Annotated in this window: 22 protein-coding genes, 1 tRNA gene and 1 pseudogene; 14 read left to right on the plus strand and 10 right to left on the minus strand. The window is 71.3% G+C overall.

The window, feature by feature from the left end; translation table 11 throughout:
* Window positions 1-63: 63 nt before the first annotated feature.
* Window positions 64-744 (minus strand): SOS response-associated peptidase, encoded by a 681-nt coding sequence (locus AB0F81_RS26280; RefSeq protein ID WP_360201361.1) that lies wholly within the window; start codon window positions 742-744, stop codon window positions 64-66.
* 380 nt (window positions 745-1,124) lie between these two features.
* Between AB0F81_RS26280 and aroA the strand changes: the two genes are divergently transcribed.
* The 7 genes from aroA (at window position 1,125) to AB0F81_RS26315 (ending at window position 8,685) form a co-directional block, all read left to right on the plus strand.
* Window positions 1,125-2,417 (plus strand): 3-phosphoshikimate 1-carboxyvinyltransferase, encoded by a 1,293-nt coding sequence (gene aroA / locus AB0F81_RS26285; protein WP_360201362.1) that lies wholly within the window; start codon window positions 1,125-1,127, stop codon window positions 2,415-2,417.
* Between the two features lie 2 nt (window positions 2,418-2,419).
* Window positions 2,420-3,481: a ribosome small subunit-dependent GTPase A gene (rsgA, locus tag AB0F81_RS26290; protein ID WP_360201400.1), complete on the plus strand. Its 1,062-nt coding sequence runs from the start codon at window positions 2,420-2,422 to the stop codon at window positions 3,479-3,481.
* A 608-nt stretch (window positions 3,482-4,089) separates the two neighbouring features.
* Window positions 4,090-4,890: a histidinol-phosphatase gene (gene hisN, locus AB0F81_RS26295; RefSeq protein WP_360201364.1), complete on the plus strand. Its 801-nt coding sequence runs from the start codon at window positions 4,090-4,092 to the stop codon at window positions 4,888-4,890.
* 178 nt (window positions 4,891-5,068) lie between these two features.
* Window positions 5,069-5,851: an ATP-binding protein gene (locus AB0F81_RS26300; protein ID WP_360201366.1), complete on the plus strand. Its 783-nt coding sequence runs from the start codon at window positions 5,069-5,071 to the stop codon at window positions 5,849-5,851.
* 10 nt (window positions 5,852-5,861) lie between these two features.
* Window positions 5,862-6,419, plus strand: a complete 558-nt coding sequence (locus AB0F81_RS26305; RefSeq protein ID WP_360201367.1) for a DUF5709 domain-containing protein — start codon at window positions 5,862-5,864, stop codon at window positions 6,417-6,419.
* Between the two features lie 163 nt (window positions 6,420-6,582).
* A complete protein-coding gene (locus AB0F81_RS26310) occupies window positions 6,583-7,326 on the plus strand; it encodes a carbohydrate-binding protein (protein WP_360201369.1) in 744 nt (247 codons plus the stop codon).
* Window positions 7,327-7,431: 105 nt separating this feature from the next.
* Window positions 7,432-8,685 (plus strand): family 16 glycosylhydrolase, encoded by a 1,254-nt coding sequence (locus tag AB0F81_RS26315; RefSeq protein WP_360201371.1) that lies wholly within the window; start codon window positions 7,432-7,434, stop codon window positions 8,683-8,685.
* 24 nt (window positions 8,686-8,709) lie between these two features.
* On the opposite strand, the gene AB0F81_RS26320 is transcribed toward AB0F81_RS26315, so the two are convergent.
* Window positions 8,710-9,945, minus strand: coding sequence for a chitosanase (locus AB0F81_RS26320; RefSeq protein WP_360201372.1), 1,236 nt, complete (start codon window positions 9,943-9,945; stop codon window positions 8,710-8,712).
* Between the two features lie 24 nt (window positions 9,946-9,969).
* Window positions 9,970-10,215: a hypothetical protein gene (locus tag AB0F81_RS26325; protein ID WP_360201373.1), complete on the minus strand. Its 246-nt coding sequence runs from the start codon at window positions 10,213-10,215 to the stop codon at window positions 9,970-9,972.
* A 177-nt stretch (window positions 10,216-10,392) separates the two neighbouring features.
* On the opposite strand from AB0F81_RS26325, the pseudogene malQ reads away from it, so the two are divergent.
* The 3 genes and pseudogenes from malQ to AB0F81_RS26340 form a co-directional block, all read left to right on the plus strand.
* A pseudogene (malQ, locus tag AB0F81_RS26330) lies at window positions 10,393-12,156 on the plus strand (4-alpha-glucanotransferase); the annotation flags it as partial.
* Between the two features lie 39 nt (window positions 12,157-12,195).
* A complete protein-coding gene (locus AB0F81_RS26335) occupies window positions 12,196-12,375 on the plus strand; it encodes an antitoxin (protein ID WP_360201402.1) in 180 nt (59 codons plus the stop codon).
* Between the two features lie 15 nt (window positions 12,376-12,390).
* Window positions 12,391-12,570, plus strand: a complete 180-nt coding sequence (locus AB0F81_RS26340) for an antitoxin (protein WP_360201375.1) — start codon at window positions 12,391-12,393, stop codon at window positions 12,568-12,570.
* A gap of 25 nt (window positions 12,571-12,595) precedes the next feature.
* Here the strand turns inward: AB0F81_RS26340 and AB0F81_RS26345 are convergent, their stop codons facing one another.
* The 3 genes from AB0F81_RS26345 to AB0F81_RS26355 all read right to left on the minus strand — a co-directional run bounded on the left by AB0F81_RS26345 (window position 12,596) and on the right by AB0F81_RS26355 (window position 15,823).
* Window positions 12,596-12,970, minus strand: a complete 375-nt coding sequence (locus AB0F81_RS26345) for a hypothetical protein (protein ID WP_360201376.1) — start codon at window positions 12,968-12,970, stop codon at window positions 12,596-12,598.
* A gap of 61 nt (window positions 12,971-13,031) precedes the next feature.
* Window positions 13,032-14,267: a DUF1501 domain-containing protein gene (locus AB0F81_RS26350; protein WP_360201378.1), complete on the minus strand. Its 1,236-nt coding sequence runs from the start codon at window positions 14,265-14,267 to the stop codon at window positions 13,032-13,034.
* 5 nt (window positions 14,268-14,272) lie between these two features.
* Window positions 14,273-15,823: a DUF1800 domain-containing protein gene (locus AB0F81_RS26355; protein ID WP_360201380.1), complete on the minus strand. Its 1,551-nt coding sequence runs from the start codon at window positions 15,821-15,823 to the stop codon at window positions 14,273-14,275.
* 82 nt (window positions 15,824-15,905) lie between these two features.
* Here AB0F81_RS26355 and AB0F81_RS26360 point away from each other — a divergent pair, with 82 nt between their 5' ends.
* Window positions 15,906-16,757 (plus strand): fused MFS/spermidine synthase, encoded by an 852-nt coding sequence (locus AB0F81_RS26360; RefSeq protein ID WP_360201381.1) that lies wholly within the window; start codon window positions 15,906-15,908, stop codon window positions 16,755-16,757.
* A 161-nt stretch (window positions 16,758-16,918) separates the two neighbouring features.
* Window positions 16,919-17,923, plus strand: a complete 1,005-nt coding sequence (locus AB0F81_RS26365; protein WP_360201382.1) for a translation initiation factor 2 — start codon at window positions 16,919-16,921, stop codon at window positions 17,921-17,923.
* Between the two features lie 4 nt (window positions 17,924-17,927).
* On the opposite strand, the gene AB0F81_RS26370 is transcribed toward AB0F81_RS26365, so the two are convergent.
* Together AB0F81_RS26370 and AB0F81_RS26375 are read right to left on the minus strand one after the other, a co-directional pair.
* Window positions 17,928-19,142 carry a TerC family protein gene (locus AB0F81_RS26370; protein WP_360201383.1) on the minus strand — a complete coding sequence of 405 codons (1,215 nt, stop codon included), beginning with the start codon at window positions 19,140-19,142 and terminating at the stop codon, window positions 17,928-17,930.
* Between the two features lie 9 nt (window positions 19,143-19,151).
* Entirely contained in the window at window positions 19,152-19,913 is a 762-nt protein-coding gene (locus AB0F81_RS26375; RefSeq protein ID WP_360201385.1) for a pentapeptide repeat-containing protein, read from the minus strand.
* Between the two features lie 353 nt (window positions 19,914-20,266).
* Here AB0F81_RS26375 and AB0F81_RS26380 point away from each other — a divergent pair, with 353 nt between their 5' ends.
* Window positions 20,267-21,499, plus strand: coding sequence for a lamin tail domain-containing protein (locus AB0F81_RS26380; protein WP_360201404.1), 1,233 nt, complete (start codon window positions 20,267-20,269; stop codon window positions 21,497-21,499).
* 133 nt (window positions 21,500-21,632) lie between these two features.
* Window positions 21,633-22,859: a lamin tail domain-containing protein gene (locus tag AB0F81_RS26385; protein WP_360201386.1), complete on the plus strand. Its 1,227-nt coding sequence runs from the start codon at window positions 21,633-21,635 to the stop codon at window positions 22,857-22,859.
* A 453-nt stretch (window positions 22,860-23,312) separates the two neighbouring features.
* On the opposite strand, the gene AB0F81_RS26390 is transcribed toward AB0F81_RS26385, so the two are convergent.
* Window positions 23,313-23,386 (minus strand) — tRNA-Met (locus tag AB0F81_RS26390).
* Window positions 23,387-23,423: 37 nt separating this feature from the next.
* Window positions 23,424-24,881: an MFS transporter gene (locus AB0F81_RS26395; protein WP_360201388.1), complete on the minus strand. Its 1,458-nt coding sequence runs from the start codon at window positions 24,879-24,881 to the stop codon at window positions 23,424-23,426.
* Between the last annotated feature and the right edge of the window lie 40 nt (window positions 24,882-24,921).

Here is a 24,921-nt window from a genome sequence, read left to right on the forward strand (position 1 = left end):
ACAAAGTTGCTAATTAAAAATGCGTGCATAAACCGACAAAGGACTTCGATGATCTAGGGCTGTTCAAAAAAGCGTTACCTCGGCAACAGGTTCTAGTAAGGCGGGGCCGTTGTTCCGGACATTACCGACATCAGCCCCCACCGGACGTACCTCGATGGCCTCCAATTCCCGCTCGGAGAGCGGGCGAAGAAGCTGCTCCGGGTCGCCGCCGCCGGCCAGCCAAGCCGCCCACCGGTCAGCGGGCAGGATCAGCGGCATCCGGTCGTGCACCCGGGCCAGCCCGCCGATCGCCGCGGTCGTCACGACGCTGCAGGTCAGGACACCTTCCGGCCCCCACGCCGACCAGAGCCCGGCGAACGCCAGCGGCGTGCCGTCGGCGGGGGTCATGTAGAACGCCTGCTTCTGCTTGCCGCCGGTGCGCACCCACTCGAACCAGCCGTCGGCCGGCACCAGGCACCGACGGCGCTGGAACGACGGCGCGAACGACCGCAACGTGGCCACCGTCTCCGCCCGCGCGTTGATCATGCGCGCGCCGGCCCGCAGGTCCGGCGCCCACGGCGGCACGAGCCCCCACCGCGCGGTGTCGACCACCCGGCCCTCGTGCCGCTGCGACATCCGGACCAGCGGCACCGGGTCGGTGGGCGCGACGTTCCAGCTGGGCCGCAGCGGCTCGGCCACATCCACCGCCTCGAAGAGCTGGCTGAGGTCGGCGTTGGTCCTCGTGGTCGCGTATCGCCCGCACATGCGCAGCACGGTACGCCGAAGCACCGCCCGGCGTCCGCCCGCGATCACCCGGCGCGGTCAGCCGTCAGGGGGCATACCCGGCGTGATCGCCTCGGAGGGCCGGGAGCTCCCGGCGCGGTCAGCCGTTGGGGGGTATGCCGGCGGGATCGCCTCGCAGGACCGGGAGCCCCCGGCGCGGTCAGCCGTTGGGGGGTATGCCGGCGGGATCGCCTCGCAGGACCGGGAGCCCCCGGCGCGGTCAGCCGTTGGGGGGGTATGCCGGCGGGATCGCCTAGCAGGGCCGGGAGCACCCGGCGCGGTCAGCCGTTGGGGGGTATGCCCGGCGGGATCGTCTCGGGGGCCGGGAACACCCGGCGGAAATGTCGGGGGGCGGCGGCAGAATGGCGATCGTGACTGCTGAAGCTCGCCCCTGGCTCGCCCCGTCCGCCTCCGGTCCGGTCACCGCTTCGGTGCGGTTGCCCGGCTCGAAATCGATGACGGCCCGGGCACTGGTGCTGGCCGCGCTGGCTGACGGGCCGTCGGTGATCGAGGCGCCGCTGCGGGCCCGCGACACCGTGCTCATGTCGGCCGGCCTGCGGGCGCTCGGTGTGGGCGTCGACACCAGCGCCGACGATCGGTGGGTCGTGGAGCCAGGCCCCCTGCGCGGCCCGGCCCGCATCGACGTCGGGCTGGCCGGCACGATCATGCGCTTCCTGCCACCGGCGGCCGCGCTGGCCGAGGGCACCGTCGAGTTCGACGGCGACCCGCACGCGCGCAACCGGCCGTTGCGCCCGATCGTCGAGGCGCTGCGGTCACTGGGCGTGTCGATCGAGGCGTCGCCGGCCGGCGGGCTGCCGCTGACCGTGCACGGCACCGGGCTGGTCGAGGGCGGCGAGGCTGTCATCGACGCGTCCGGCTCCAGCCAGTTCGTCTCCGGTCTGCTGCTGTCCGCGCCGCGGTTCAGCAAGGGGCTGGTGCTGCGGCACGAGGGCCCGCCGGTGCCCTCCGCGCCGCACCTGCGGATGACCACGCACATGCTGCGCGCCGCCGGCGCCGTGGTCGACGAGAGCACGCGCGACGTGTGGGTGGTCGAGCCGGGCACGCTGCGCGGGCAGACCTGGACGATCGAGCCCGACCTGTCCGGGGCGGCGCCGTTCTTCGCGGCCGCGGCCGTCACCGGCGGCGCGGTCACGCTGGCCGGGTGGCCGGCCGACAGCTGGCAGCCGGTGGCGCGCGTCAAGGAGCTCTTCAGCGAGCTGGGCGCCGAGGTGACCCAGTCCGCCGACGGGCTGACCGTGCGGGGCACCGGCACGCTGCGCGGCATCACCGCCGACCTGTCCGAGGTCAGTGAGCTCACCCCGGTGGTCGCCGCCCTGGCCGCGCTCGCCGAGGGGCCCTCCGAGCTGCGTGGCGTCGAGCACATCCGGGGGCACGAGACCGACCGGATCCGGGCGCTCGCCACCGAGCTGGGCAAGGCCGGCGCCGAGGTGACCGAGTTCCCCGACGGTCTGCGCATCGTGCCGCGGCCGCTGCACGGCACCACGTTCGAGACCTATGCCGACCACCGGATGGCACACGCCGCGGCGGTTATCGGCCTCGCCGTAACGGGCATCAACCTCGCCGACGTAGGTTGTACGTCGAAGACGTTGCCCGAGTTCCCGGAACTCTGGGCGGGACTCGTGGCGAGGAGCTAGATCTGCCAGGCCGTAAGCGGGAGTACGACGAGGACGACGTCCGGATTCGACCGGGCCGATCGTCGCGCCCGCGTACCCGATTGCGACCCAAACACGACGACGCGGTCGACGCCCTGGTCATCACGGTGGACCGGGGGCGATACGGGTGCGTGCGCGAGGACACCGCCGACACCGAGGTGATCACCGCGATGCGCGCCCGCGAGCTGGGCCGCAAGTCGGTGGTGGTCGGCGACCGGGTTGCGCTGGTCGGTGACGTCTCGGGGGCGCCGGGCGCGCTGGCCCGGATCGTGCGGGTCGGCGAGCGCACCTCGGTGCTGCGGCGCACCGCGGACGATGACGACACCACCCCCGAGGGCCGCCTGGAGCGGGTGGTGGTGGCGAACGCCGACCAGCTGGTGATCGTGAGCGCGCTCGCCGATCCGCCGCCGCGGACCGGGTTCATCGACCGGTGCCTGGTGGCGGCGTACGACGCGGACGTCGAACCGCTGCTCTGCCTGACGAAAGCGGATCTGGCCGGGCCGGAGCAGGTGCTGGGCTATTACGCCGAGCTTGACCTGCCCTATGTGCTGGTGCGCCCCGGCAGCGACCTGGCGGAGGTGCGCGAGCGCCTGGCCGGCCGGATCTCGGTGCTGGTCGGTCACTCCGGCGTGGGCAAGTCGACGCTGGTCAACCGCCTGGTGCCGGAAGCGTTGCGTGCGGTCGGGGCGGTGAGCGCGATCGGCAAGGGCCGGCACACCTCGACCAGCGCGGTGGCGTTGCGCCTGCCCCCGGTCGGCCGTTCCCGCAAGGACCCGGGCTGGATCGTCGACACGCCCGGCATCCGCAGCTTCGGCCTGGCCCACGTCAGCGCGGAAAGTCTGCTGCACGGCTTCCCCGACCTGGTCGAGGGCACTCTGGAGGATCAGCCGAACTGCGGCCACACCGCGTCCGACGCCGACTGCCGCCTCGACGCCTGGGTCGCCGAGGGCCACGCCGACCCGCGCCGGCTGGCCTCGTATCGTCGCCTGCTCAGCTCCCGGGCCGGCGACCTGGACCAACGAGACACCCCCGCCGACGGCGCCTGACCACCCAAGCAAGCTGCCCCCAGGGCTGCATCACGCCACCCGAGACAGCACTGGCAGGCAGCCGACCGGAACAGCTGCCCGACAGAGCCGCATCACCCAGCCCCAGACAGCACTGGCGGGCAGCCAGGTGGAACGGCTGACGAGCAGAGCTGCACCACGCGACCCGCGACAGCACTGACGGGCAGCCAGATGGAACGGCTGACGAGCAGAGCTGCAGCACGCGACCCGCGACAGCACTGACGGGCAGCCAGATGGAACGGCTGACGAACAGAGCTGCACCACGCGACCCGCGACAGCACTGACGGGCAGCCAGGTGGAACGGCTGACGAGCAGAGCTGCACCACGCGACCCGCGACAGCACTGGCGGGCAGCCAGGTGGAACGGCTGACGAGCAGAGCTGCACCACGCGACCCGCGACAGCACTGACGGGCAGCTGGGTGGAACGGCTGACGGGCAGGGCTGCAGCAGGCGGCCCCAGACAGCGCTGGCGGGCAGCTGGGTGGAGGGGCTGGCGGGCGGGGGTGAGGCGGGGGCTGGGGCGGCGCGGGGAGGGGGCGGGGTGGGCGGGCAGAGCCTGCGTGGGCTCGGCCATGCACTAATTTGCTGGCATGGCTGGATATGCGGACGATCTTGCGCTTGCCCATCTGCTCGCCGACACGGCGGACGCGATCTCGACGGCGCGGTTCCGGGCGCTCGATCTGCATGTCGAGGCCAAGCCGGATCTGACGCCGGTGTCCGACGCCGACACCGCGGTGGAGAAGGCGATCCGGGCGACGCTGGCGCGGGCGCGGCCGCGGGACGGGGTGCTGGGTGAGGAGTTCGGGCGGTCGGTGGCGGCGGCCGGGCCGGGCAGCCGGCACTGGGTGATCGACCCGATCGACGGGACGAAGAACTTCGTGCGGGGCGTGCCGATCTGGGCGACGTTGATCGCCCTGATGGAGGGCGACACCCCGGTGGTCGGCCTGGTGTCGGCCCCGGCGCTGGGGCGGCGGTGGTGGGCAGCCCGCCGCCTGGGGGCGTTCGCGGGGAAGCACCAGCACGCGGCGACCCGGATCAGCGTCTCGTCGGTGCGGAAGCTGACCGACGCGAGTTTCTGTTACGCCAGCCTGAACGGCTGGGCGGAGATGGGCCGCCTCGACCAGATGCTGGACATCCTGCTGGGAGTGTGGCGGAGCCGGGCGTACGGCGACTTCTACGGCTACATGCTGCTGGCCGAGGGCGCCCTGGACGCGATGGCGGAGCCGGAGCTGTCGCTGTGGGACATGGCCGCGCTGATCCCGATCATCACCGAGGCCGGCGGCAAGATCACCGACCTGGACGGCCGGCCGACCGCGGACAAGAGCTCGGTGGTCGGCACGAACGGGCTGCTCCACGAGAGCGTCCTGGCGGCGCTGGCTCGCCGGCCCTGATCAGCCGAACGGCGCCAACGGGCATGAGACCACCCGAGCGGGGTACTTCTCACCTTGCCCACCCGGGGGCGTATGACCTGTTTCGCGGACTTATGCCCCCTTGGCGGTAACCGCGGCAACCGATCCTCACGCACGCCGAAATGCGAGGAGGGGACGCGTTATGCACAATGGAGCGATCATGCCGAGCGAGGTTCGTCACCTGGTGGACCGCGGCCAGACCTATCCCCTGATCCGGCTGACCGGGGTGCTGGACGCGGAAACCGTCGCGCCGGTTCGCGCGGCGCTGCTCGACGTCCTCGCGACCCAGCCGGAGGCGATCGTCGTCGACGTGACCGAGCTGCGGGTGGCGCAGTCCGACGCGATCTCCGTGCTGCACGACGTCCTCGACGAGACCCGCGACTGGCCGGGCAGTCACCTCGCGCTGTGCGGCTCCGCCGACGCCGGCACCTGGCAGCCGAGTGGCTGGCCCGTGTGGGCCGACCCGGCCGGCGCGTTCGCCGCCCTGGGCGCCCCGGAGACCGACCGCCGGGTCAGCGTCGACCTGGAGCCGGTGGTGGGCGCGGCACGCCGCTCCCGGGAGGTCATCACCGAGGCGTGCGGCCGCTGGGAGCAGCCCGAGCTGGCCGGCAACGCGTGCATCGTGGCGACCGAGATGGTCAACAACGTGGTCGCGCACGCCCGGACGCCGATGCGGGTGCTGCTCGCCCTGCACGGCGACACGATGAGCGTGGCGGTGCGGGACGGCTCCACCGTGATCCCCCGGTTCACCGGCCCGGTCGCCCCCACCTCGTACGGCGGCCGCGGCCTGCTCCTGATCGACTCGGTGTCGGCCCGCTGGGGTCATCTCGCCCTGACCGACGGCAAAGTGGTGTGGGCCCGCCTGGAGGCGGAGCCGGCGATAGCGCACACCGGAGATCGGCAACGCGACGATGCCGGTATGACCGACCCCCGCCGTGGGTAGATTGCGGGACATGCGAGACAACGACTACCCCACCGAGGTCACCGATCCGGAGGCGTCGGGGCTGCCGGACACCGCCGACGACGACTCCACGGCGTACGACGAGGTGAACAGCTCGCGCTGGGCTGACGGACCGGACCCGGCCGCGCTCGCCGGGGTGGGCCCCGGCGGGTCGAACCGCTTCGGGGACACCGCCGAGGAGCAGCGCCAGGGCGAGGGTCTGGACCGGCGGCTCCGCCAGGAGCAGCCGGACTTCGGCGCCGAGGCCGCGCTGCCGCCGAACCGCGACCCGATCGACGAGACTGTGGACGACTCGGAGCAGCGGCAGTTCGACCGGGACGTGTGGGAGCCGGGCCCGTCCTCGGATCCGCACTCGCAGGTCTCGCTCTACGACGACGGCCAGCTGGACGAGGAGAGCCCCCGGTCGGTCGGCCGCCTGGTCGCGCCGGACGAGGGGTCGGGCTGGGACGAGGAGCCGGACAGCGTGGCCTACGACGCGGGTGCGGCCGGTGGCGGCGCCAGCGCCGAGGAGCTGGCGATGCACGAGACGCGCGCGCCTGACTACGACTGAGCCCTCCACGTGGCCAGGGCGGCGGCCTGATGGAAAGGTCCACCGATGGTCCGTCCGGCCACTGTCGGCTAAAACAGCCTTAAAGATTTGGCATCGGCTCTTGCCCCGGGCCCTCGCACCTGCGCAGAGTGCAGCGCGGGTGATCGAGGGTTGGGGGTGGCCGGTGAAAAGAACGCGTCTGCTGCTCGCGGCCGCGGTGTTCGTCTCGGGTTTCGCGACGCTGAGCGTGACCACCGGGCGTGACGTTCCCGCCCGGGCCGCCGACACGGTGAGCCGCACCGTGCTCACCGACGACTTCGGCGGGGCCCGCGGCGCCGTGCCCGACGCCACCCGGTGGCTGGTCACCGGCGATCCCCGGCAGGCCTGGCAGTCCGGTGAGGGGCAGTTGGTGCTCTCCACCCTGCTGCGCAGCCGCGAGCCGTTCGGGCAGGCGGCCGGCCGGGTCGAGGCGCGGATCCGGATGGAGCGGGAGGGCGGCGCCTGGCGCGCCCTGGGCGTTCTCACCGAGCAGGGGCAGCTTCCCGCCGGTCAGGTCGAGGTGCTCGCCGACGATCAGGTGGGCGGCGGTGACTTCCACACGTACGCGATCGACTGGACCCGTACCTCGATGGTCTGGTCGGTCGACGGCCGTGACGTGCTGAGGTTCACGCCGGCGGTAGCCGGCGCGCCGTTCCTGGTGGCCCTGAACACCGCCGCCGGTGGGCAGCGTTCGCAGACCCTGCTCGTCGACGACCTGCGCGTCTCGACCCGGGTCACGGTCGACGCCACGACCTGGAAGACCTATGTCCGCTACCGGCCCGGGCAGTACGTCCGCTATCAGGGCAAGCTCTACCGGGTCCGGGAGTTGCACACCTCGCTGCCCGGCTGGCAGCCCACGCTGACCCCGGCGATCTTCCAGAAAGTCTGAGAATCCCTGTTATCCGGTGGTTCCGGAACCCGTCTCCATTGACCGACGACAGTCGAACTTTAAAGACTGTTTGGAGTACGGTTCCCTCTCCCCCGGAGGATCCCCATGCGCAAGTTACGAACCCTGCTAGGCACGGCGACAGTCGTGCTCACCCTCGCCGGGGCCCTGACCGTCGCCTCCCAGGGCGACACCGCGGACGCCGCGATCGGCCCGGTCACCTGGTCCGACGAGTTCAACGGCGCGGCCGGCGCACCGGTCGACGGCTCGAAGTGGAACTTCGACGTCGGCGGTGGCGGCTTCGGCAACAGCGAACTGCAGTACTACACCAACTCCACCAACAACGTCCGCCAGGACGGCCAGGGCCACCTCGCGATCACCGCGCGCAAGGAGAACCCGGGCAACTACCAGTGCTGGTACGGCACGTGCCAGTACACCTCCGGCCGGATCCTGACCTCCGGCAAGTTCACCCAGCGCTACGGCCGTTTCGAGGCCAGCATCAAGGTGCCGAGGGGCCAGGGCATCTGGCCGGCGTTCTGGATGCTCGGCGACAACCTGGGCAGCGTCGGCTGGCCGCAGTCCGGCGAGATCGACATCATGGAGAACGTCGGCAAGGAGCCGAACAAGCTCTACGGCACGGTCCACGGCCCGGGTTACTCCGGCGGCAGCGCGATCGGCGGCAGCCGCACCCTCGGCTCGCCGCTCGGCGACGCCTTCCATCAGTACGCGGTGGAGTGGTCGCCGAACCTGATCATCTGGTACCTGGACGGCTCCGAGTACTTCCGGGTCACCCCGGCCTCGCTCGGCGGCCGCCAGTGGGTCTTCGACCACCCGTTCTTCATGATTTTGAACGTGGCGGTCGGCGGTAACTGGCCGGGCAGCCCGGACGCCTCCACCTCGTTCCCGCAGACCATGCTGGTCGACTACGTGCGCGTCTCGGCCTGGAACGAGGGTGGCAGCACCCCGCCGCCCGCCACCGGCGGCACCGCGCTGAAGAGCAACTTCAACGGCAAGTGCATCGACATCCCGGGCGCCAACGCGGTGGACGGGGCGCGTCTGCAGATGTGGGACTGCAACGGCAGCACCGCGCAGAAGTGGACCTTCAACAGCGACGGCACGCTGCGGGCCATGGGCAAGTGCATGGACCCGGCCGGCGGCGCGCTGGCCAACGGCACGCCGATCCAGCTGGTCGCCTGCAACGGCAACCCGGTGCAGCGGTTCACCCTGTCGGCAGCCGGTGACCTGGTGAACATCTCCGCCAACCGGTGCGTCGACATCGCCGAGTGGAACAACACCAACGGCGCCCGGCTGCACCTCTGGGACTGCGTCGGCGGCAGCAACCAGAAGTGGACCAGGGCCTGATCAAGGCATCGCTGCGGGGACCGGTCACCGGTTGACGGTGTACCGGTCTCCGTAGACCTTCCAGGTGAGCGGGGTGGCCAGGTCCAGGTTGCCGGCCCGCAGGAAGGCGCGCTGGGCGGTGTCCACCCGGGTGGTGTCGCTGTGCGCCGCCTCGGTACGCATCTCGGCGCGGCGGGCGTCCAGGAACGCGGACAGGTAGCTGATCTCGTCGCCGCCCTGGACCGGGGTCCGCCGCTCGGCCACCGCCCGGGCGCGGATCTGGCGCAGCCCGGTGACCCCGTGCATCACCGCGGCGTCGTAGTAGGCGAACTGCCCCAGCGCCCGTAACCCGTCGGCCTCGGCGAGCCGGTACGCCGGCTGGAAGTACATCCGGTCGCGCAGGTCGTCCTGCACCTTGCGGAATACCTCGTCGGCGGCCGCCGCCTTCCAGGCACCGGGGAAACCCGGGTCCAGCCCCCGGTGCGAGTCGGTGCCGTCCACCGCGCGCAGCGCCAGCAGATAACCGGCGAGCCCGTTGCCCGGCTTGCGCTTCGTGTACTCGGTCACCACGGCGAGCATGTCGGAGGTGCCGGAGCAGAAGCCGACGATGCCACCGGTGTAGCCGCGGCCGTCGCCCAGATCCTCGATGTAGCCGTACTGCCCGCGCCAGTCGAGCGTGGCGTTCTCCGCGCTGGAGACCAGCTTGAACGCGGTCTCCCGTTTCGCGGTGGCGGTCAGGTCCGCGGCGACCGCGGGCACCTCGGCGGACGGACCGGTCGCCTCGGTGACCGGCGCCGCCGGGCCCGGCCCGTAGGCCCGCACGTCCCACAGCGAGTAACCACCGGAGGTTCCCCGCTGGGTGGCCAGGATCCGCAGGTAGCGCCCGCTCCCGCGGAGGTTGCGGACGTCGTCGGCGCCGCCGTTCCCGGTCGCCGTCCGGTAGACGTCGGTCCAGGTCGAGCCGTTGTCCGAGACCTGGATCCGGTACGCCTTCGCGTAGGCCTCGGCCCAGGACAGCCGCACCCGCCGGACCTCCTGGGCAGCGCCCAGGTCGATCTGGAGCCACTGCGTCCCGGGGCCGCCCGCGCTGGCCCACCGGGTGCTGCGGTGCGGGTCGGTGGCGCCGGGAGCGGCCCACGCGACACTCGCGGTGGACGAGGCGATCACCGGCCGCCGCAGCGAGAGCAGCACGTCAGGGGACGCGTTGGCGGCGGCCACCGAGACGGCGAGGGGCACGCAGAGCACCGCGGCGATCCCACCGGCGAGCGCGAACGAACGCATGCACCCACGCTAGGGCGGCAACCGTCAGCGACGCTTCCGGTTCCGCGAAATCAACACTATCGCCAATACGACCAGGGCGATCACACCCAGGCAGCAGAGCAGCCCGAAGACGCCGAATCCGAGTCCTCGGGAGCGGCGCCGGGCCGCCTCGACCGCGATCTCCGCCACGCCGTTGCTCGCCGCCCAGGCGTGTGCCGGAATCACCAGTGCCAGGGTCGCGCCGGTCAGCGCGGCGGCCAGTCGAGACCACCACTTCATCACATCAGCCATGTGTTCAATGCTGACCCATGGGCGCAACGGGTAAGAGAGCCGTTACCGAACGGAAGGAACATGATGAACCCGGATCTGGAGGCGCTGGCCCAGGCGCACGGGGTGGCCACGTGGTACGAGAACTGGCGCCGCAAGCGGACCCCGGTCGCCGAGGAGTCGGTGATCGGCGTGCTCGGGATGCTCGGCGTGGACGCGAGCAGCCCGGAGGCCGTCCGCGAATCCCTCGCCGCGGCCCGCCGGCGTGACCAGGGCCAGCGGCTGCCCGGCACGGTCGTGCTGCGCTCCGGCAGCACCGCTCCGCTGCCCGCCCGCGGCGAGATCATCCTGGAGGACGGCGGCACCCGTGGCGTGGACCGGCTCCCGGCCGACCTGCCGCTGGGCTGGCACCGGCTGCGGGTCGCGGACCAGGAGGTCACGCTGGTCGTGGTCCCCACCGAGCTGCCCGAGCCGCCGGAGGCCTGGGGCTGGATGCTGCAGCTCTACACCCTGCACTCGGCCGGGTCCTGGGGCATGGGCGACCTCGGTGACCTGCGCGCCTTCGTGGCCGACAGCGCGGGTGCGGACGTGGTGCTGCTGAACCCGCTGCACGCGGTCACGCCGACCCTGCCGGTGCCGGCGTCGCCGTACTCGCCGTCGAGCCGGCGCTTCGCGAACCCGCTCTACCTGCGGGTGGCGGACACCGAGGCGTACCGGCGGGCCGATCCGGAGCTGCGGGCGCGGGTGGACGCGCTGCGCCCGGCCACCCCGGCGGACGGGCTGATCGACTACGACGCGGTGTGGGCGGCCAAGCTCGCCGCGCTGGAGCTGCTGTGGCCGCTCGCCGGCCCGGTCGACCTGGAGAGCGACCCGGGTCTGGCGGACTTCGCCCGGTTCTGCGCGCTCGCCGAGGAGCACGGCCCGAACTGGCGGGACTGGCCGGAGGAGCTGCGCCGGCCCGACTCCCCCGCGGTCCGCGCCTACCGCAGCGACCGGATCGCCTTCCACGCCTGGCTGCAGCAGCTGCTGGAGGAGCAGTTCGACGCGGCGGCCGAGGCGGCCCGGGACATGTCGGTCGGCATCGTGCACGACCTGGCGGTCGCCGTCGACCCGTCCGGCGCGGACGGCTGGCTGCTGCAGGACGTGCTGGCGATGCAGGCCCGGACCGGCGCCCCGCCGGACGCGTTCAACCAGCTCGGCCAGGAGTGGGGCGGCGTGGCGTGGCGGCCGGACCGGCTGGTCGAGACCGGGTACGCGGCGTACCGCGACATGCTGCGCCGGATCTTCCGGCACGCCCGTGGCCTGCGCGTGGACCACGTGGCCGGGCTGTGGCGGCTGTGGTGGGTGCCGGCCGGGATGGGACCCGCCGAGGGTACGTACGTGCACTACGACCCCGAGGCGATGCTCGGCATCCTGGCCCTGGAGGCGCACCGGGCCGGCGCCGTGGTGATCGGCGAGGACCTGGGCACGGTCCTGCCCGAGGTGACCGAGGGCCTGCAGCGGCTGAACATGCTCGGCTCGGCCGTGCTCTGGTTCACCCGCGACGACGACGGCGGCTACCGGCCCGCCGCCGGATACCCGCGCAATGCCCTGGCCAGCATCTCCACCCATGACCTGCCGACCGCGGCGGGCTTCCTCGCCGGCGAGCAGGTGGAGGTGCGCGCCGAGCTGGGCCAGCTGGTCGGCCCGGTCGAGCAGGAGCGGGCGAACTGGACCAAGGACCGCGACCAGCTGCTCGACCGGCTGCGCGCCGAGGGGCTGCTGGCCGAGGACGCGACGACCGAGGAGACCGTGGCGGCCATGCACCGGTTCCTGGCCCGTACGCCGTGCCGGCTGGTCACCGCCTCGCTGCACGACGTCCTGCTGGAGCGCCGCCAGCCGAACCTGCCGGGCACCTTCGACGAGTACCCGAACTGGCGGATCCCGCTGGGCCGCGACCTGACCGAGGTGACTTCGGACCCGCTGTTCCGCAAGGTTGCCGAAATTCTGGGTAATCGGAACAGCATGGGCTTCCTGGACAAGGCGAAAGCGCTCGCCGACAAGCACGACGACAAGATCGATGTTGCCCTGGAGAAGATCGGTGACGCCGTCGACCGCAAGACGGGTCACAAATACACGTCTCAGATCGACCGTGGCGTCGACCAGGCGCAGAAGCGCACCGGCCACGGCGACACCCGGCACTGAGAGGGGAGAGCACGGATGAGCTTCATGGACGAGGCCAAGGAATTCGCCGACAAGCACGACGAGCAGGTCGACAAGGGTCTGGACAAGGCCGGCGACCAGGTCGACCAGCGGACCGGCAACAAGTACTCGGACCAGGTCGACCGCGGCGTCGACGAGGCGCAGAAGCGCACCGGGGCGGGCGACACCCAGCAGTGACGGCGGGCCCGCCGCCCGGCCCGGGTCAGATCGACAGGGGCTCGGGCGGCGGGTCGTCGTCCACCGCGTACAGCATGGGGTGCAGCGGCAGGAAGGTGTCGGGCTGCCGGCAGCGGGCCGGCGGCAGCAGGGACGAGCGGTGTTCGGGGTGTTCGCGGCAGTGCCGCAACGCCCGGGCGACGGCGTCCTCGTGATGCCGGCCGCCGCCGTACTCACCGCAGCCGCCGCAGTCCCACCGCCAGAACGGGGCGCCCTCCTCGGAGGTGTGCCGCCGGATCTGCAGCGGCGCGCCCGCGCTCTGGCGGGCGGCCTCGAGGATGGCGGGCATCTCCACGATCGGCGGCGGCCCCAGGGGCCGCCGCTGTCCGCCGATGATCTCGGCCAGCACGTTGCTCGACATGGTTTTCAGTGTGGAACGCACTTCATGAACCGTATGGCACTTTTGCCCAAAATAGCCACGTTTAGCGAGCGCTGACGATTCCCAACGACGACGCGGCGACCCCCGGGAAGACGCCGGCCAGGTCGCCGACGCCGCAGCGGGCCCGCAGGATCTCGCCGATCACCGCCCGGTAGTCGGTGGTCACCGCGAGGTCGCCGTCGCGCAGCTGAGCGGTGGTCAGGCCGGGCCAGCGGCCGTACACCTTGCCGCCCTTGACGTTGCCGCCCAGCACGAACATGGCATTGCCGTAACCGTGGTCCAGGCCGCCCGAACCGTTCTGCGTCACGCGGCGGCCGAACTCGCTGACGGTCACCAGCGTGACCCGGCGCAGCCCGTCCGGGCCGAGGTCGGCGGCGAACGCGGCCAGGGCCGTGGCGAGCGCCTTGAGCTGGTCGAACATCCGGCGGCCGGGCGTTGCCGGGCCGAGGTTCTCGTGCATGTCCCAGTCGCCGGAGTCGACCGTCGCGCTCATCAGGCCGGTGCCCGACTTGATCAGCCGGGCCACGTCGCGCAGCGCAGCGCCGAGCTCGGTGTTCGGGTAGGCCGCGCCGTTGGCCGGGGTGTACCCGGCCTTGCGCAGACTCGCTCCGCGGGTGAGCGCCGCGGTCAGCTGGGCGGCGGTGCCCGCCAGCGCGGGCGGGGCGCCGGCGTACAGCGCGGCCATCGTCGCGGCGATCGGCCGGTCCGCCTGGTCCCCGGTGAGCTGCAGGTCGTCGACCGCGGTCAGGCCGAGATGCGGCGCCGGGCCGGCGAGCACCCGGGCCGGCCGGGCCGTGCCCATCGCGATCGCCTGGAACGGGTCGGCCGACCCGGCGACGCCGAGCATCCGGTTCAGCCAGCCGGTCCGCAGGGAGGTGCCCGGGGCCGCCCGCTCCAGCTCCTCCATCGCGGAGAAGTGCGACCGGTTCGGCGCCGGCTGGCCGACCGCGTGCACCGCGGCGAGCTGCCCGCCGGTCCAGTACGGCAGCAGCGGCGCCAGCGCCGGGTGCAGCCCGAAGAACCCGTCCCCGCCGATCAGCTGGGACTTCTGCACCGCGATGCCGGGCCGGGCGGTGTAGTAGGCGGCGTCGCCGGCGGGCACCACGGCGGAGAGCCCGTCGAACCCGCCGCGCAGCGACAGCAGCACCAGGACGTCGCCGGCGTATCCCGGGTCGGCGGCGAACGCCAGGCTGGTGTCGAGCCCGGCCGCGGCCAGCCCGGCGCCGGCCAGGCCCGCGGCGAGCAGGTGCCGCCGCGACGTGCAGGTGTGGGTGGTCATCGTGGTCACCTCAGCGCGAAGGACGGGGAGTTCAGCAACATCCCCATCAGGTACGGGAACATCCAGCCCACGGCGGGGTCGGTCGGCTTCAGCGGCGACGCCGGCGTCTTGCCGTAGAAGGCGGCCAGCGCGGCGGTCTGCGCCCCGGAGGGCGCCACCCCGAGCAGCCGGGTGCCCACCGCCGCGATCAGAGCGCCGTAGGTGGCCGGCAGCACGCCGACCATCCCGGTCGCCAGCGACGCCGGCTTGACCAGCGTGTCCGGCCACCACCCGGCGGCGATGGAGAGGTGGAAGTTCCACCGCACCAGCAGGCCGGACGGCGAGGCCCAGGCGCTCGCCACATCGGGGTAGCCGTTCGGCGGCCCCCAGAACAGCGGCGCCTGCCCGGCGTCGCGGCACATCCAGTAGAGGCTCTCCAGGAACTTCGTCCCGCTCGGCGCCGGGCCGTAGCCGAGCGTGCGTACGGTCGCCGCCAGGTCCTCCAGCGGCGTGCGGGTCTTGGCCCCGATCGACGCCGTGAACTGGGCCGAGGTGAACAGGGCCCGCAGCACCGGCACGATCGCCGACCGGTTGTCCAGGTAGACCTTGACGAGCGCGGTGATCAGGTCGGCCGGCGGCTCGTCGGCGACGAACCGGACGCACAGCTTGGTGACGATCCGGCGGGCCGTCACCGGGTGCAGGGCCAGGTAGTCGAGCAGCGCCAGCGCGGCCGCCTCACCACCGGCCGCGGTGGCGTTGGCGTGCTGGAAGGCGAGCACCCGGACCGCGCCGGTGGCGTGCTGGGCGGTGTCGTACCGGTAGCGGCCGGTGGCGTGGTCCACGGTCAGGCCGGTGAGCAGCCGGGCCGCGTTCGTCACGTCGGACTCGGTGTAGGCCAGCCCGACGGTGTGCAGCTCCAGCAGCTCCCGGCCGTAGTTCTCGTTCGGCGCGGCCTTCGTGGAGTACCGGTTGTCCAGGTAGGTCAGCATCGCCGGGTGCTGGGCCGAGGCCCGGAGCAGGTCCTTGAAGGTGCCGAGGGCGTGCTTGCGGATCACGTTGCGGTCGTAGTCGGCGCGGCTGTCCCACACGTCGCCGTACGGGTTGGTGACGTTGAGATGGTTGCTCCAGAAGTCGACCATCACCTCGAACAGCTGCCGCTCGCTCCAGATCGCCCGGCCGACCGCGGCGAAGCCGAGCTGCCACATCGGGTCCCAGCTGTACTGCTTCAGCTTGCCGGCCGCCACCTGGGCCCGGATGTCGCCGATGCCGAGCGCGCTCAGCGGCAACCGGGCGAGCAGCCCGTCGGCCACCTTGTCAGCGATGGTGGCCGGGTTCAGCTGCCGGTCCAGCCAGGCCTTCGCGCCCAGCCTGCGGATCTCGGCGATCGAGGCCGGGCTCGGCCCGAACGTGGCCCGGCGCAGCAGGTGCAGCAGCGGGTCGGCGGGCAGCAGAGCGGCGGGGGCCGAGGTGGTGGCGGCGGCCGCGGGCGTACCCGCGGCGAGGGTGACCGCCGTGCCCGCGGCCGCCATCGCGCCCAGCACCCCGCGGCGGGTCAACGTCTGGTCGAATGCGCTCACGCCGCCATCAGTCGGAGGTTTCCGGTGTGATCGCTGGGTTCCCTGCGGCGTGCAACCGATTTGCTCCCGGGATACTGACCCGATGGCACAGCGCAGGACCGCCCGGCGGCGGATGGAGACGGTCGCCTCGGGCGTCGCGGAGCTGGTTCCGGATCCGGACCGGGACACCGCCTGGACCCTGCTGCTGGACGGCGCGCCGCAGTCGCACGTCGACCTCGCCGACCCCACGCACCTGCAGTTCGAGTACATCCGCCGGATGGCCGCGGCGCTCGACCTCGCCGCGCCGGCGGGCCGGCCGCTGCGCGCCCTGCACCTCGGCGGCGGCGCGCTCACCCTGCCGCGCTACCTCGCCGCGACCCGTCCCGGGTCGCCGCAGCGGGTCGTCGAGATCGACGGGCCGCTCGTCGAGCTGGTCCGGGAGGCACTGCCACTTCCGGCCGGCGCCAATATCCGGGTACGGGTGTCCGACGCCCGCGCGGCAGTGGAGGGCATGCGCGACTCCGGGTACGACGTGGTGATCCTGGACGTGTTCGCCGGTGCGCGCACCCCGGCCCACCTGGCCTCGGCCGAATTCGTCCGGGAGGTGGCCCGGGTGCTGGACCCGGCCGGCTGGCTGATCGCGAACGTGGCCGACGGGCCGCCGCTGCGGTACGCCCGCAGCCAGGTCGCCACCATCCGCTCCGCGCTGCCCGAGGCCTGCCTGGTCGCCGACGCCGGGGTGCTGCGCGGCCGCCGGTTCGGCAACCTCGTGGTGATCGCCGGGCGGACCCCACCGCCGATCGCGGAACTGACCCGGCGTGCCGCCGGCGACTGGTTCCCGGGCCGGGTCGAGACCGACCTGGACCGCTTCACCGGCGGCACCGCACCGGTCCCGGACGCCGCCGCGGTGCCCTCCCCGCTACCTCCGGAGGGCCTGTTCAGTAACCGTAAGTGATGGCATTGTCGGCCGATGGTGCAGCGACGGTCACCACCGCGCGTCGATTTCCGAAGTTACAGTGTGATTCGCATCGGGTGACTGGCGACCCCGCCCGCAACCCGCTGTAATCGTTCCGGCCGCGTGATTACCGATCGCGGCGAGCACGGGGGAAGGCGAGCATGTTCCACCAGCACTTCCTGTCCGCGTCGGGCACCGACCTCGGACCGCTCGACAGCGGTGAGCGAGTCCTCTGGCGCGGCAATTGCGCCGTGGCGGAGTACGGGTTCGACGAGGCGTCCTCGCTGCCCCGGTGGACGCTGCCGGAGGAGACCGACGTCCTCGTCACCGACCGCCGGGTGCGATTCGCGTTCGCGAACGACACGACGGTGAGTAACGGTGAGCTCTTCTGGCTCTGGCCGCAGCACCTGCGGGTCCAGCCCGGCAACCGGGAGACCGGCCGCAACGCCACGGTCACCCAGATCCAGCTGGTCTGCACCGGGCCGGACGAGACCTTCCCGGCGCTGGTCTTCGCCGGCGGCGACGTGACCAGGGTCGGCGACGCGGACCGGCTCGCCAACGTGCTGCGGCAGGCGATCGCCCGGTTCCGGGTGGAGAACGCCGAGGAGATCGGGGTGCCGGCCGTGCAGGCCCGGATGCTGTCCCGCCTGGTGATCGGGCCGGAGTTCAGCAACTACCAGGGTGGCGAGGGCCAGACGGTGACGCTGCTCGGCGCCGTGCCGGTGCCCGCTCCCGAGCCGGCGTACGCCGAGCCCGTCTACGCCGAGGCGGTCTACGAGGAGCCCGTCCAGGCCGAACCCGCGTACAGCGCGCCCGCGTACAGCGAAGCCGCCTACGCCGAGCCTGCTTACACCGAGCCTGCTTACACCGAGCCTGCTTACACCGAGCCGGTCTCCTCGGTTCCGGTCTCGGCGACGCCGGTCTCCGGCAACCGGGCCTACGGTGAACGTCCCGGCGTGGAAGCTGACGCGCTCCGCGCCGAGCAGGCGATCCGCGCCGAGCAGGACGCCCGTTACACCGAGCCGGACCTGGCCTCGCGTGCGGCGAGCCTGGCCGCCCGGGTGGCGAGCCTGGTCTCCAACGCCGCGGACGACGGGGACCCCGGCCAGACCACCAACCTCTCCGCCTATCTCTCCCCGGACACCGAGCCCGGCCCGCGCCGCTGACTCATCAGGTCGTCGACGGGGCGAAACACCGCCCGTCGGCGACCCGCTCCTCGTGCACCTGATGTGCCCGGCGCAGCAGGTCCATCAGGTCGTCCTCCTGGCGGATGCGAGCCCGGTGCCGCTCCGGCAACTGCCGCAGGTTCTCCTCCTCGCGCAGCAGCCGGTGGAAGATCTCGTCGCAGTAGGCCGGGTCGGTCTCGATGTCGAGGAACTCGGTGGCGTGCCGGCGAGCGTTCGACACGTAGGTGCGGGCGCGGCCTTTCGGGCTGAGCAGCGAGGCGATCACCGTGGTGATCAGGACGCCGACGATGATCGCGAGCGAGAGCAGGGTCGGGATCTCGGTCACGTGCACCGGCTCGCCGTTGTTGATGAACGGCACGTTGTTCTCGTGCAGGGCGTGCAGCACCAGCTTCACGCCGATCAGCGCCAGGATCGCCGCCAGCCCGTAGGAGAGGTAGACCAGCCGGTCCAGCAGGCCGTCGATCAGGAAGTAGAGCTGCCGGAGCCCGAGCAGGGAGAAGGCGGTGGCGGTGAAGACCAGATAGACGTTCTGGGTCAGCCCGAAGATCGCCGGGATCGAGTCCAGCGCGAACAGGATGTCGGTGCCACCGATCGCCACCATCACCAGGAGCATCGGGGTGAGCACCCGGCGACCGTCCTGATAGGTGAACAGCTTGTCCCCGTCATAGGTGTCCGAAGTGTGCAGGAACCGCCGGGCCAGCCGGATGACGAAGTTGTTCGGCGGCTCACCCTCCTCGTCGTGCTTCTCCCGCAGCAGGTTGCCGGCGGTGATCAGCAGGATCAGCCCGAACAGATAGAAGATCCAGGCGAACGAGTTGATCAGCGCGGCGCCGACCAGGATGAAACCGGTCCTGGCGAGCAGCGACACCACGATCCCGAACAGCAGCACCTTCTGCTGGTCCGCGCGGGGCACCTTGAAACTGCTCATCAGCAGCAGGAAGACGAAGAGGTTGTCGACCGAGAGCGCCTCCTCGGTGACGTAACCCGCGAAGTACTCGGCGCCCATGGTCGCGCCGCCGAACACCCACACGCCGACCCCGAACAGGATCGCGATCGAGACGTACAGCGACGTCCACAGTGCGGCCTCCCGCAACCGGGGCACGTGTGCGCGCCGGACGTGGAAGAAGAAGTCGAAAAGCAGGAGGCCGACAATGCCGAGAACCGTCAGGACCCACACCACACCGGATACCTGCTGCATCCGTTCATCTTAGGGGCGATCGGCGTCAGTCACTGCCGAGCGCAACTGTGACGCGGTGAGAAACAGCGCACCTTCCAGGTTCGCGCCGCGCAGATCGGCGCCGCGCAGGTCCGCGCCGGTGAAGTCGGCCCGGCGCAGATCCGCGCCGCTCAGGTCCGCCCCGATCAGCAGCGCGCCGCGGAAACTCGCGCCGCGCAGATCGGCGCCGCGCAGGCGGCGGCCGATCAGCCGCGCCCCGCTGTGGTCCGGCCGGCGGCCACCGGCCCGCGCCCGGGCCAGCTCACTCGCGCGCCGCAGCAACGGATTGACCCTCCCCCGGTACGCGTCCACGTCGAGTCCCCGCAGTTCGGCCGGGGCGCCGGCGGCGAGCTCGTCGGTCTCGGTGAGGGCGGCGCGCAGTTTCGGGTGCAGTTTCCGGGCCTCGTCCAGGCGCAGCGCCTCGGTGAGGTACCACATCAGCTCGTGAAGCTGGCGCATCACCGGGAGCACCGCGAACATGTCACCGGCGATTTCCGGCGCCGATCGCCAGTCCCGCCCACCGAACGTCTCCTGCGTGATCCGCTGGCCGGCGCCGAAGCAATCGAACACCACACAACCGCCGAACCCGCGTTTCGGCAGCTCCTCATGAATGGTGCATCGAAAGTCGTCACTCAAATTCCGGCACGGACGCCCGGCGGGCTTGTCGATGGCGAAATCGGAGGATTTGGAAAAAGCCGGAGCCACACAACAGAGTGCGGCACAGCGCTCACAATCGGCAGCCAGCCTGGTCATCTCATCCGTTTCTGTAGTACTCGGCGCGCGGCTCGAGCGGTTCGAGCGGAATCGGTGCGCTGACCGATTTCGCCGATATCACCGGACACGCGGGCGTCAGTCACCTTACCGACATCGTCCGGAAAGCCATTTCGACGTGCAAGTTCGATCACTTCCCCGCTTCCGGGACCGCCAAATAGCCGACCAGCGGGTATGGTGCCGATCTGTGTGAACGATGACCATGACGATGAATCGTCGATAGCGTCATCGTTCAATCCTTGAGCGGGCACCGTCAGTTGCTGCCCCACGACGGAGGACCACACATGCAGAGACGACCGAAAACGATTTTCGGTGCTAGTGCCGCCGTGGGCGCGATGATCGCGGCCACGCTGGTGGGAACAGCTTCACCGGCCGCCGCTGCGACGACGCCGACGTTCAACACCCCGGAGATCCCGACCGGAACCCGCGTGATCACGCTGAGCGGTACGGCCGCGCCCAACACCGACGTGCAGCTCTGGGAGCAGGCGGCCGCGTTCGTCGACCTGGACGACGTGACCACGGACTGGCTCGACGTGCCGGACTACGGCCTCCCGACACTGGTCAAGTCGAACGCCAGCGGCCGCTGGGAGATCCAGCGGTTCATGGACTCCGGCTTCGTCTGGGCAGTCCAGGCGGACGGGCTCTTCTCCAACATCGTGAAGGCGCCGCTGCGGGTCGCCGCTGACTTCACCCTCACGCCGCGCGGTGACAACACGGTCGACTTCCGGGTCCGCACCGACCCGGACCAGCCGTGGTTCCCGGTCGCGATCGAGCGGAAGGACGGCTCCACCTGGACCCGGGTGGCCAGTGGCGTCACCGACGGCACGGTCTACGCGGGCGACCCGACTCCGCCGGGCGATGACGGCGACGCCGAGGCGGAGTTCGACGGGACCCTGGAGGACCAGCCTGCCGGTCTGCAGACCTACCGCGCGGTCGTCCGGGAGGGCAACACGGAGTACGCGACGCCGGCGAACCTGATGCTGAGCAACACCGTCTCACGCGACGTGACGGTGACCGGCACCGGCGGTGGCAACAACCCGGGGCCGGGTACGAGCTCCGCGCCGCCCCCCAACCCGAATCCCAACCCGAACCCGAACCCCAACCCGGGTACGCCGACCAAGCCGACCACCACGCCACCGACGAGCGCGCCGAAGCCACCGGCCACGCCGAAGCCGGCAGCCCCGGCGGCTCCGGCCGTCGGCTCGGTGAAGTTCACCCGGGTGCAGTACAACGCTCCGGGCAAGGACACCAGGAAGAACAAGAGCGTCAACGGCGAGTACTTCAAGCTCAAGAACACCACCAAGAAGGCGATCAACCTCAAGGGCTGGACGATCCGGGACCGGGCCGGCAACCTCTACCGGTTCACCAGCAACTACTACCTGGCCGCCGGCAACTCGGTGATCGTCCGTACCGGTAAGGGCTCCAACAAGTCCACCCTCCGGTACTGGGGCAAGACCAAGCACGTCTGGAACAACGGTGGCGACAAGGCCACCCTGCGGACCAGCGCCAACAAGACGATCGACATCTGCACGTGGAAGAAGGCGGGCAAGGGCTACACCTCCTGCTGATTCGCTGCAAACAGCTAGAACTGCCCTCCGGGACCCGTCCCGGAGGGCAGTCTGTTTTTGCAGCCGGCGGCGATCCGTTCTGCCGGGCCATGACGGAGGACCACCAGATATGCGACCGAGAACCATCACTGGCGTGAGTGCAGCCGTGGGCGCGCTCGTCGCCACCTGGGGACTGCAGTTCGCCGGCCCGGCCACAGCGGCCACCACGCCGACGTTCGACGTGCCGCCGATCGGCACCGGTTTCGGCGACATCGTGCTGACCGGCACCGCCGCCCCGAACGTCGACGTCACCCTGCACGAGCGGGCGTACATCTTCGGCAAGGACGTGGTCGACCCGGCCGGCCTCGAAGCGGCCGAGCAGTACTTCACCGACAAGCCCACCACGGTACGGTCCAACTCCAGCGGCCGCTGGGCGATCACCCGGACCATGGACTCCGGTTTCGTCTTCTCGGTCGAGGCGGAGGACCTTTACTCCCGCATCGTCAAGGCCCCGCTGCGGGCCTCGGCCTCCGAGTTCACCGCGACCCCCGGCGCCGCCGGCACGGTCAACTTCGTCGTGCGCGCCTCTCCCGACCAGCCCGGCATCCCGGTGAGCATCCAGCGTTACACCAGCACCGGCTGGACCCAGGTCGCCAACGGCGTGACCGACGGCACCAGCGACGCCGACGACCGGGCCGAGCTCGTCACCTCGGTGAGCGGCCAGCCCGCCGGCACCCACTATTACCGCGCGTTCCTCTCCGAGGGCACCTCCGGCTACGCCTCGGCCGACAACCTGCTCCTCGCCAACTACTCATCCAACGTCGCGGCCACCGTCGCCGGCTCGTCCCCGGCCGCCGGCCCCGTGCCCGCCGCCAACGTCGCCCCCGCAGTCCCCGAGGGCGCCACCAGCGGCCCGGTCACCACGACGCCACCCACCACCAAGCCACCCACCACGACGCCACCCACCACCAAGCCACCCACCACCAAGCCACCGACAACCCCCACGGCGCCCGCCGCCGGCTCCGTCCAGTTCACCCGAGTCCAGTACAACGCCCCCGGCGCCGACAGCAAGAAGAACGCGAGCATCAACGGCGAGTACGCCAGGCTCACCAACAAGACCAAGAAAACCATCAACCTGAACGGCTGGACCGTCCGCGACGCCGCCGGCAACTCCTACCGCTTCCCCAGCCTCAACCTGGGCGCCGGCAAGACCCTCACCCTCCGATCCGGCAAGGGCACCAACACGTCCACCACCCGCTACTGGGCCCGAACCAAACACATCTGGAACAACGGCGGCGACACCGCAACCCTGCGCACCCCCACCAAAACCATCGACACCTGCCGCTGGACCAATCCCGCCAAGGGCTACACCACCTGCTAACCGAGCAACCCCACGCCGGCTGGCGAACACGGTGGCCAGCGCCGTGATCGGCCACAGTTCACCGGCCAGCGGCATCCGACAAAAGGCCCTCCGGCACCCCCGGAGGGCCTTTGCCACGGCCACCCACACCCGGCCCTCAGACCCAAGCACCCCGTAGCCCGTACCAAAAATGCCCGCAAGCGAAAGCAACCCACAACCGCGACCAAACGCCTGCGAGCGCAAGCAACGCACCCCACAGCGACCAAAGCATGCGAGCGCAAGCGAGGCACCCCACAGGGACCAAAAGCATGCGAGCGCAAGCAACGCACCCCACAGCGACCAAAAGCCTGCGAGCGCAAGCGACGCACCCCACCGCGCGCACCGCAACGTGGGGTCCGGGGCTCGGCCCCGGGGTAGAAATGCGAAGAGGCCGCACGTCCGCGCTTTTTGCGGACATGCGGCCTCAAGGACTCGTAGCGGGGACAGGATTTGAACCTGCGACCTCTGGGTTATGAGCCCAGCGAGCTACCGAGCTGCTCCACCCCGCGTCGGTAGGTAAAGCTTAGCTCGTTGCTCGCCGGGGGTTCACACCGCCCTGGCTTTTCCGGCGTGACGGGCCTTTGACCTGCGGAAAAGCAGGGGTACGAGGTTGAGCGCGAGCCCTGCCAGGGCGACCGTGGTGACCAGTCCGACGCCGGGCCGGAAGGCGGTGAAGTCGCCGACCGTGGTGGCGGTGGCCACCAGGGCGGTGACGACGGCGAGCACGAGGGCGGTGCCGACCTGTCCGGATGATTGGACGAGGCCGGAGGCGAGGCCCTGTTCGGAGTCGTCGATGCCGTCGGTGGCCTGCGCCATGATCGAGCTGAAGCCGAACGCGAAGCCGCCGCCGAGGAGCAGCATGGCGGGCAGGATGGTGAGCAGATATCCGGGCCGGTCGCCGGCGGTCGCCAGGAACCAGAGGTATCCGGCGCTGAGTGACACCATCGCGGTGACGATGAGCGGGGCGGTGCCGTAACGGTCGATGAGGCGGCCCATGAACGGCGAGCTGAACGCGACCAGCAGGCCGGCGGGGAGCAGCGCCAACGCCATCCGGAGCGGTTCCCAGTGCAGGACGTCCTGCAGGTAGAGGGTCATCATGAACTGGAAGCTGACGTAGGAGCCCATCAGGCTGATCATGCTGGCGTTGGCCCGGACGATCGAGCCGACCCGGAAGATCCCGAGGCGGACCAGCGGGTGCCGGACCCGGTTCTCGGCGATGACGAAGCCGATGAGCAGGGCGACGGCGAGGACGGCGACGCCGATGGTCATCGGGTCGAGCAGGCCGCGCTCGGGGCCGGTCACCACGGCGTAGACGGCGAGCAGCATGCCGGCAGTCAGGGTGACCGCGCCGATCAGGTCGTGGCCGCCGCCGGCGGCCGGCCGGTCGCGCGGGATGAGCACGTATCCGGCGGCGAGCGCCGCGAGAGCCAGCGGCACGGGTACGAGGAAGGTCCACCGCCACCCGAGGCTGGTGAGGAGCCCGCCGAGGATGAGGCCGGACGAGTATCCGCTGGCCCCGAAGACCGTGAAGATCGACAGCGCCCGGTTGCGGGCGGGCCCTTCGGGGAACGTCGTGGTGAGGATGCTCATGGCCGTCGGCGCGGTGAACGCGGCGGCCAGGCCCTTGATGAACCGGGTGGCGATGAGCAGGGCGCCGTCGTCGACGAGCCCGCCGATCAGCGAGGCCACGGTGAAGACGCCGAGCGCGATGAGGAAGACCCGGCGCCGGCCGAGCAGGTCGGCGGTGCGCCCGCCGAGCAGCAGCAGGCCGCCGTAGCCGAGGACGTAACCGTTGACGATCCACTGGAGTGACGTGGTGGAGAGCCCGAGTTCGGCGCCGATGGACGGCAGTGCCACGCCGACCATGGACACGTCGAGGCCGTCGAGGAAGAGGACCGCGCACAGCACCGCGAGCACGCCCCAGAGCCGCGGAGTCCAGCGCTGCTGCGCGACAGCGCCGGTCCGCCCCGTCACGGATCCGGTAGGAGATTCGGTGATAGTCACGTGGCGACGTTAGATGCACGCGCATCTAATGTCTACGCAT

The sequence above is a fragment of the Actinoplanes sp. NPDC024001 genome (assembly GCF_040638955.1).
GTDB lineage: Bacteria > Actinomycetota > Actinomycetes > Mycobacteriales > Micromonosporaceae > Actinoplanes.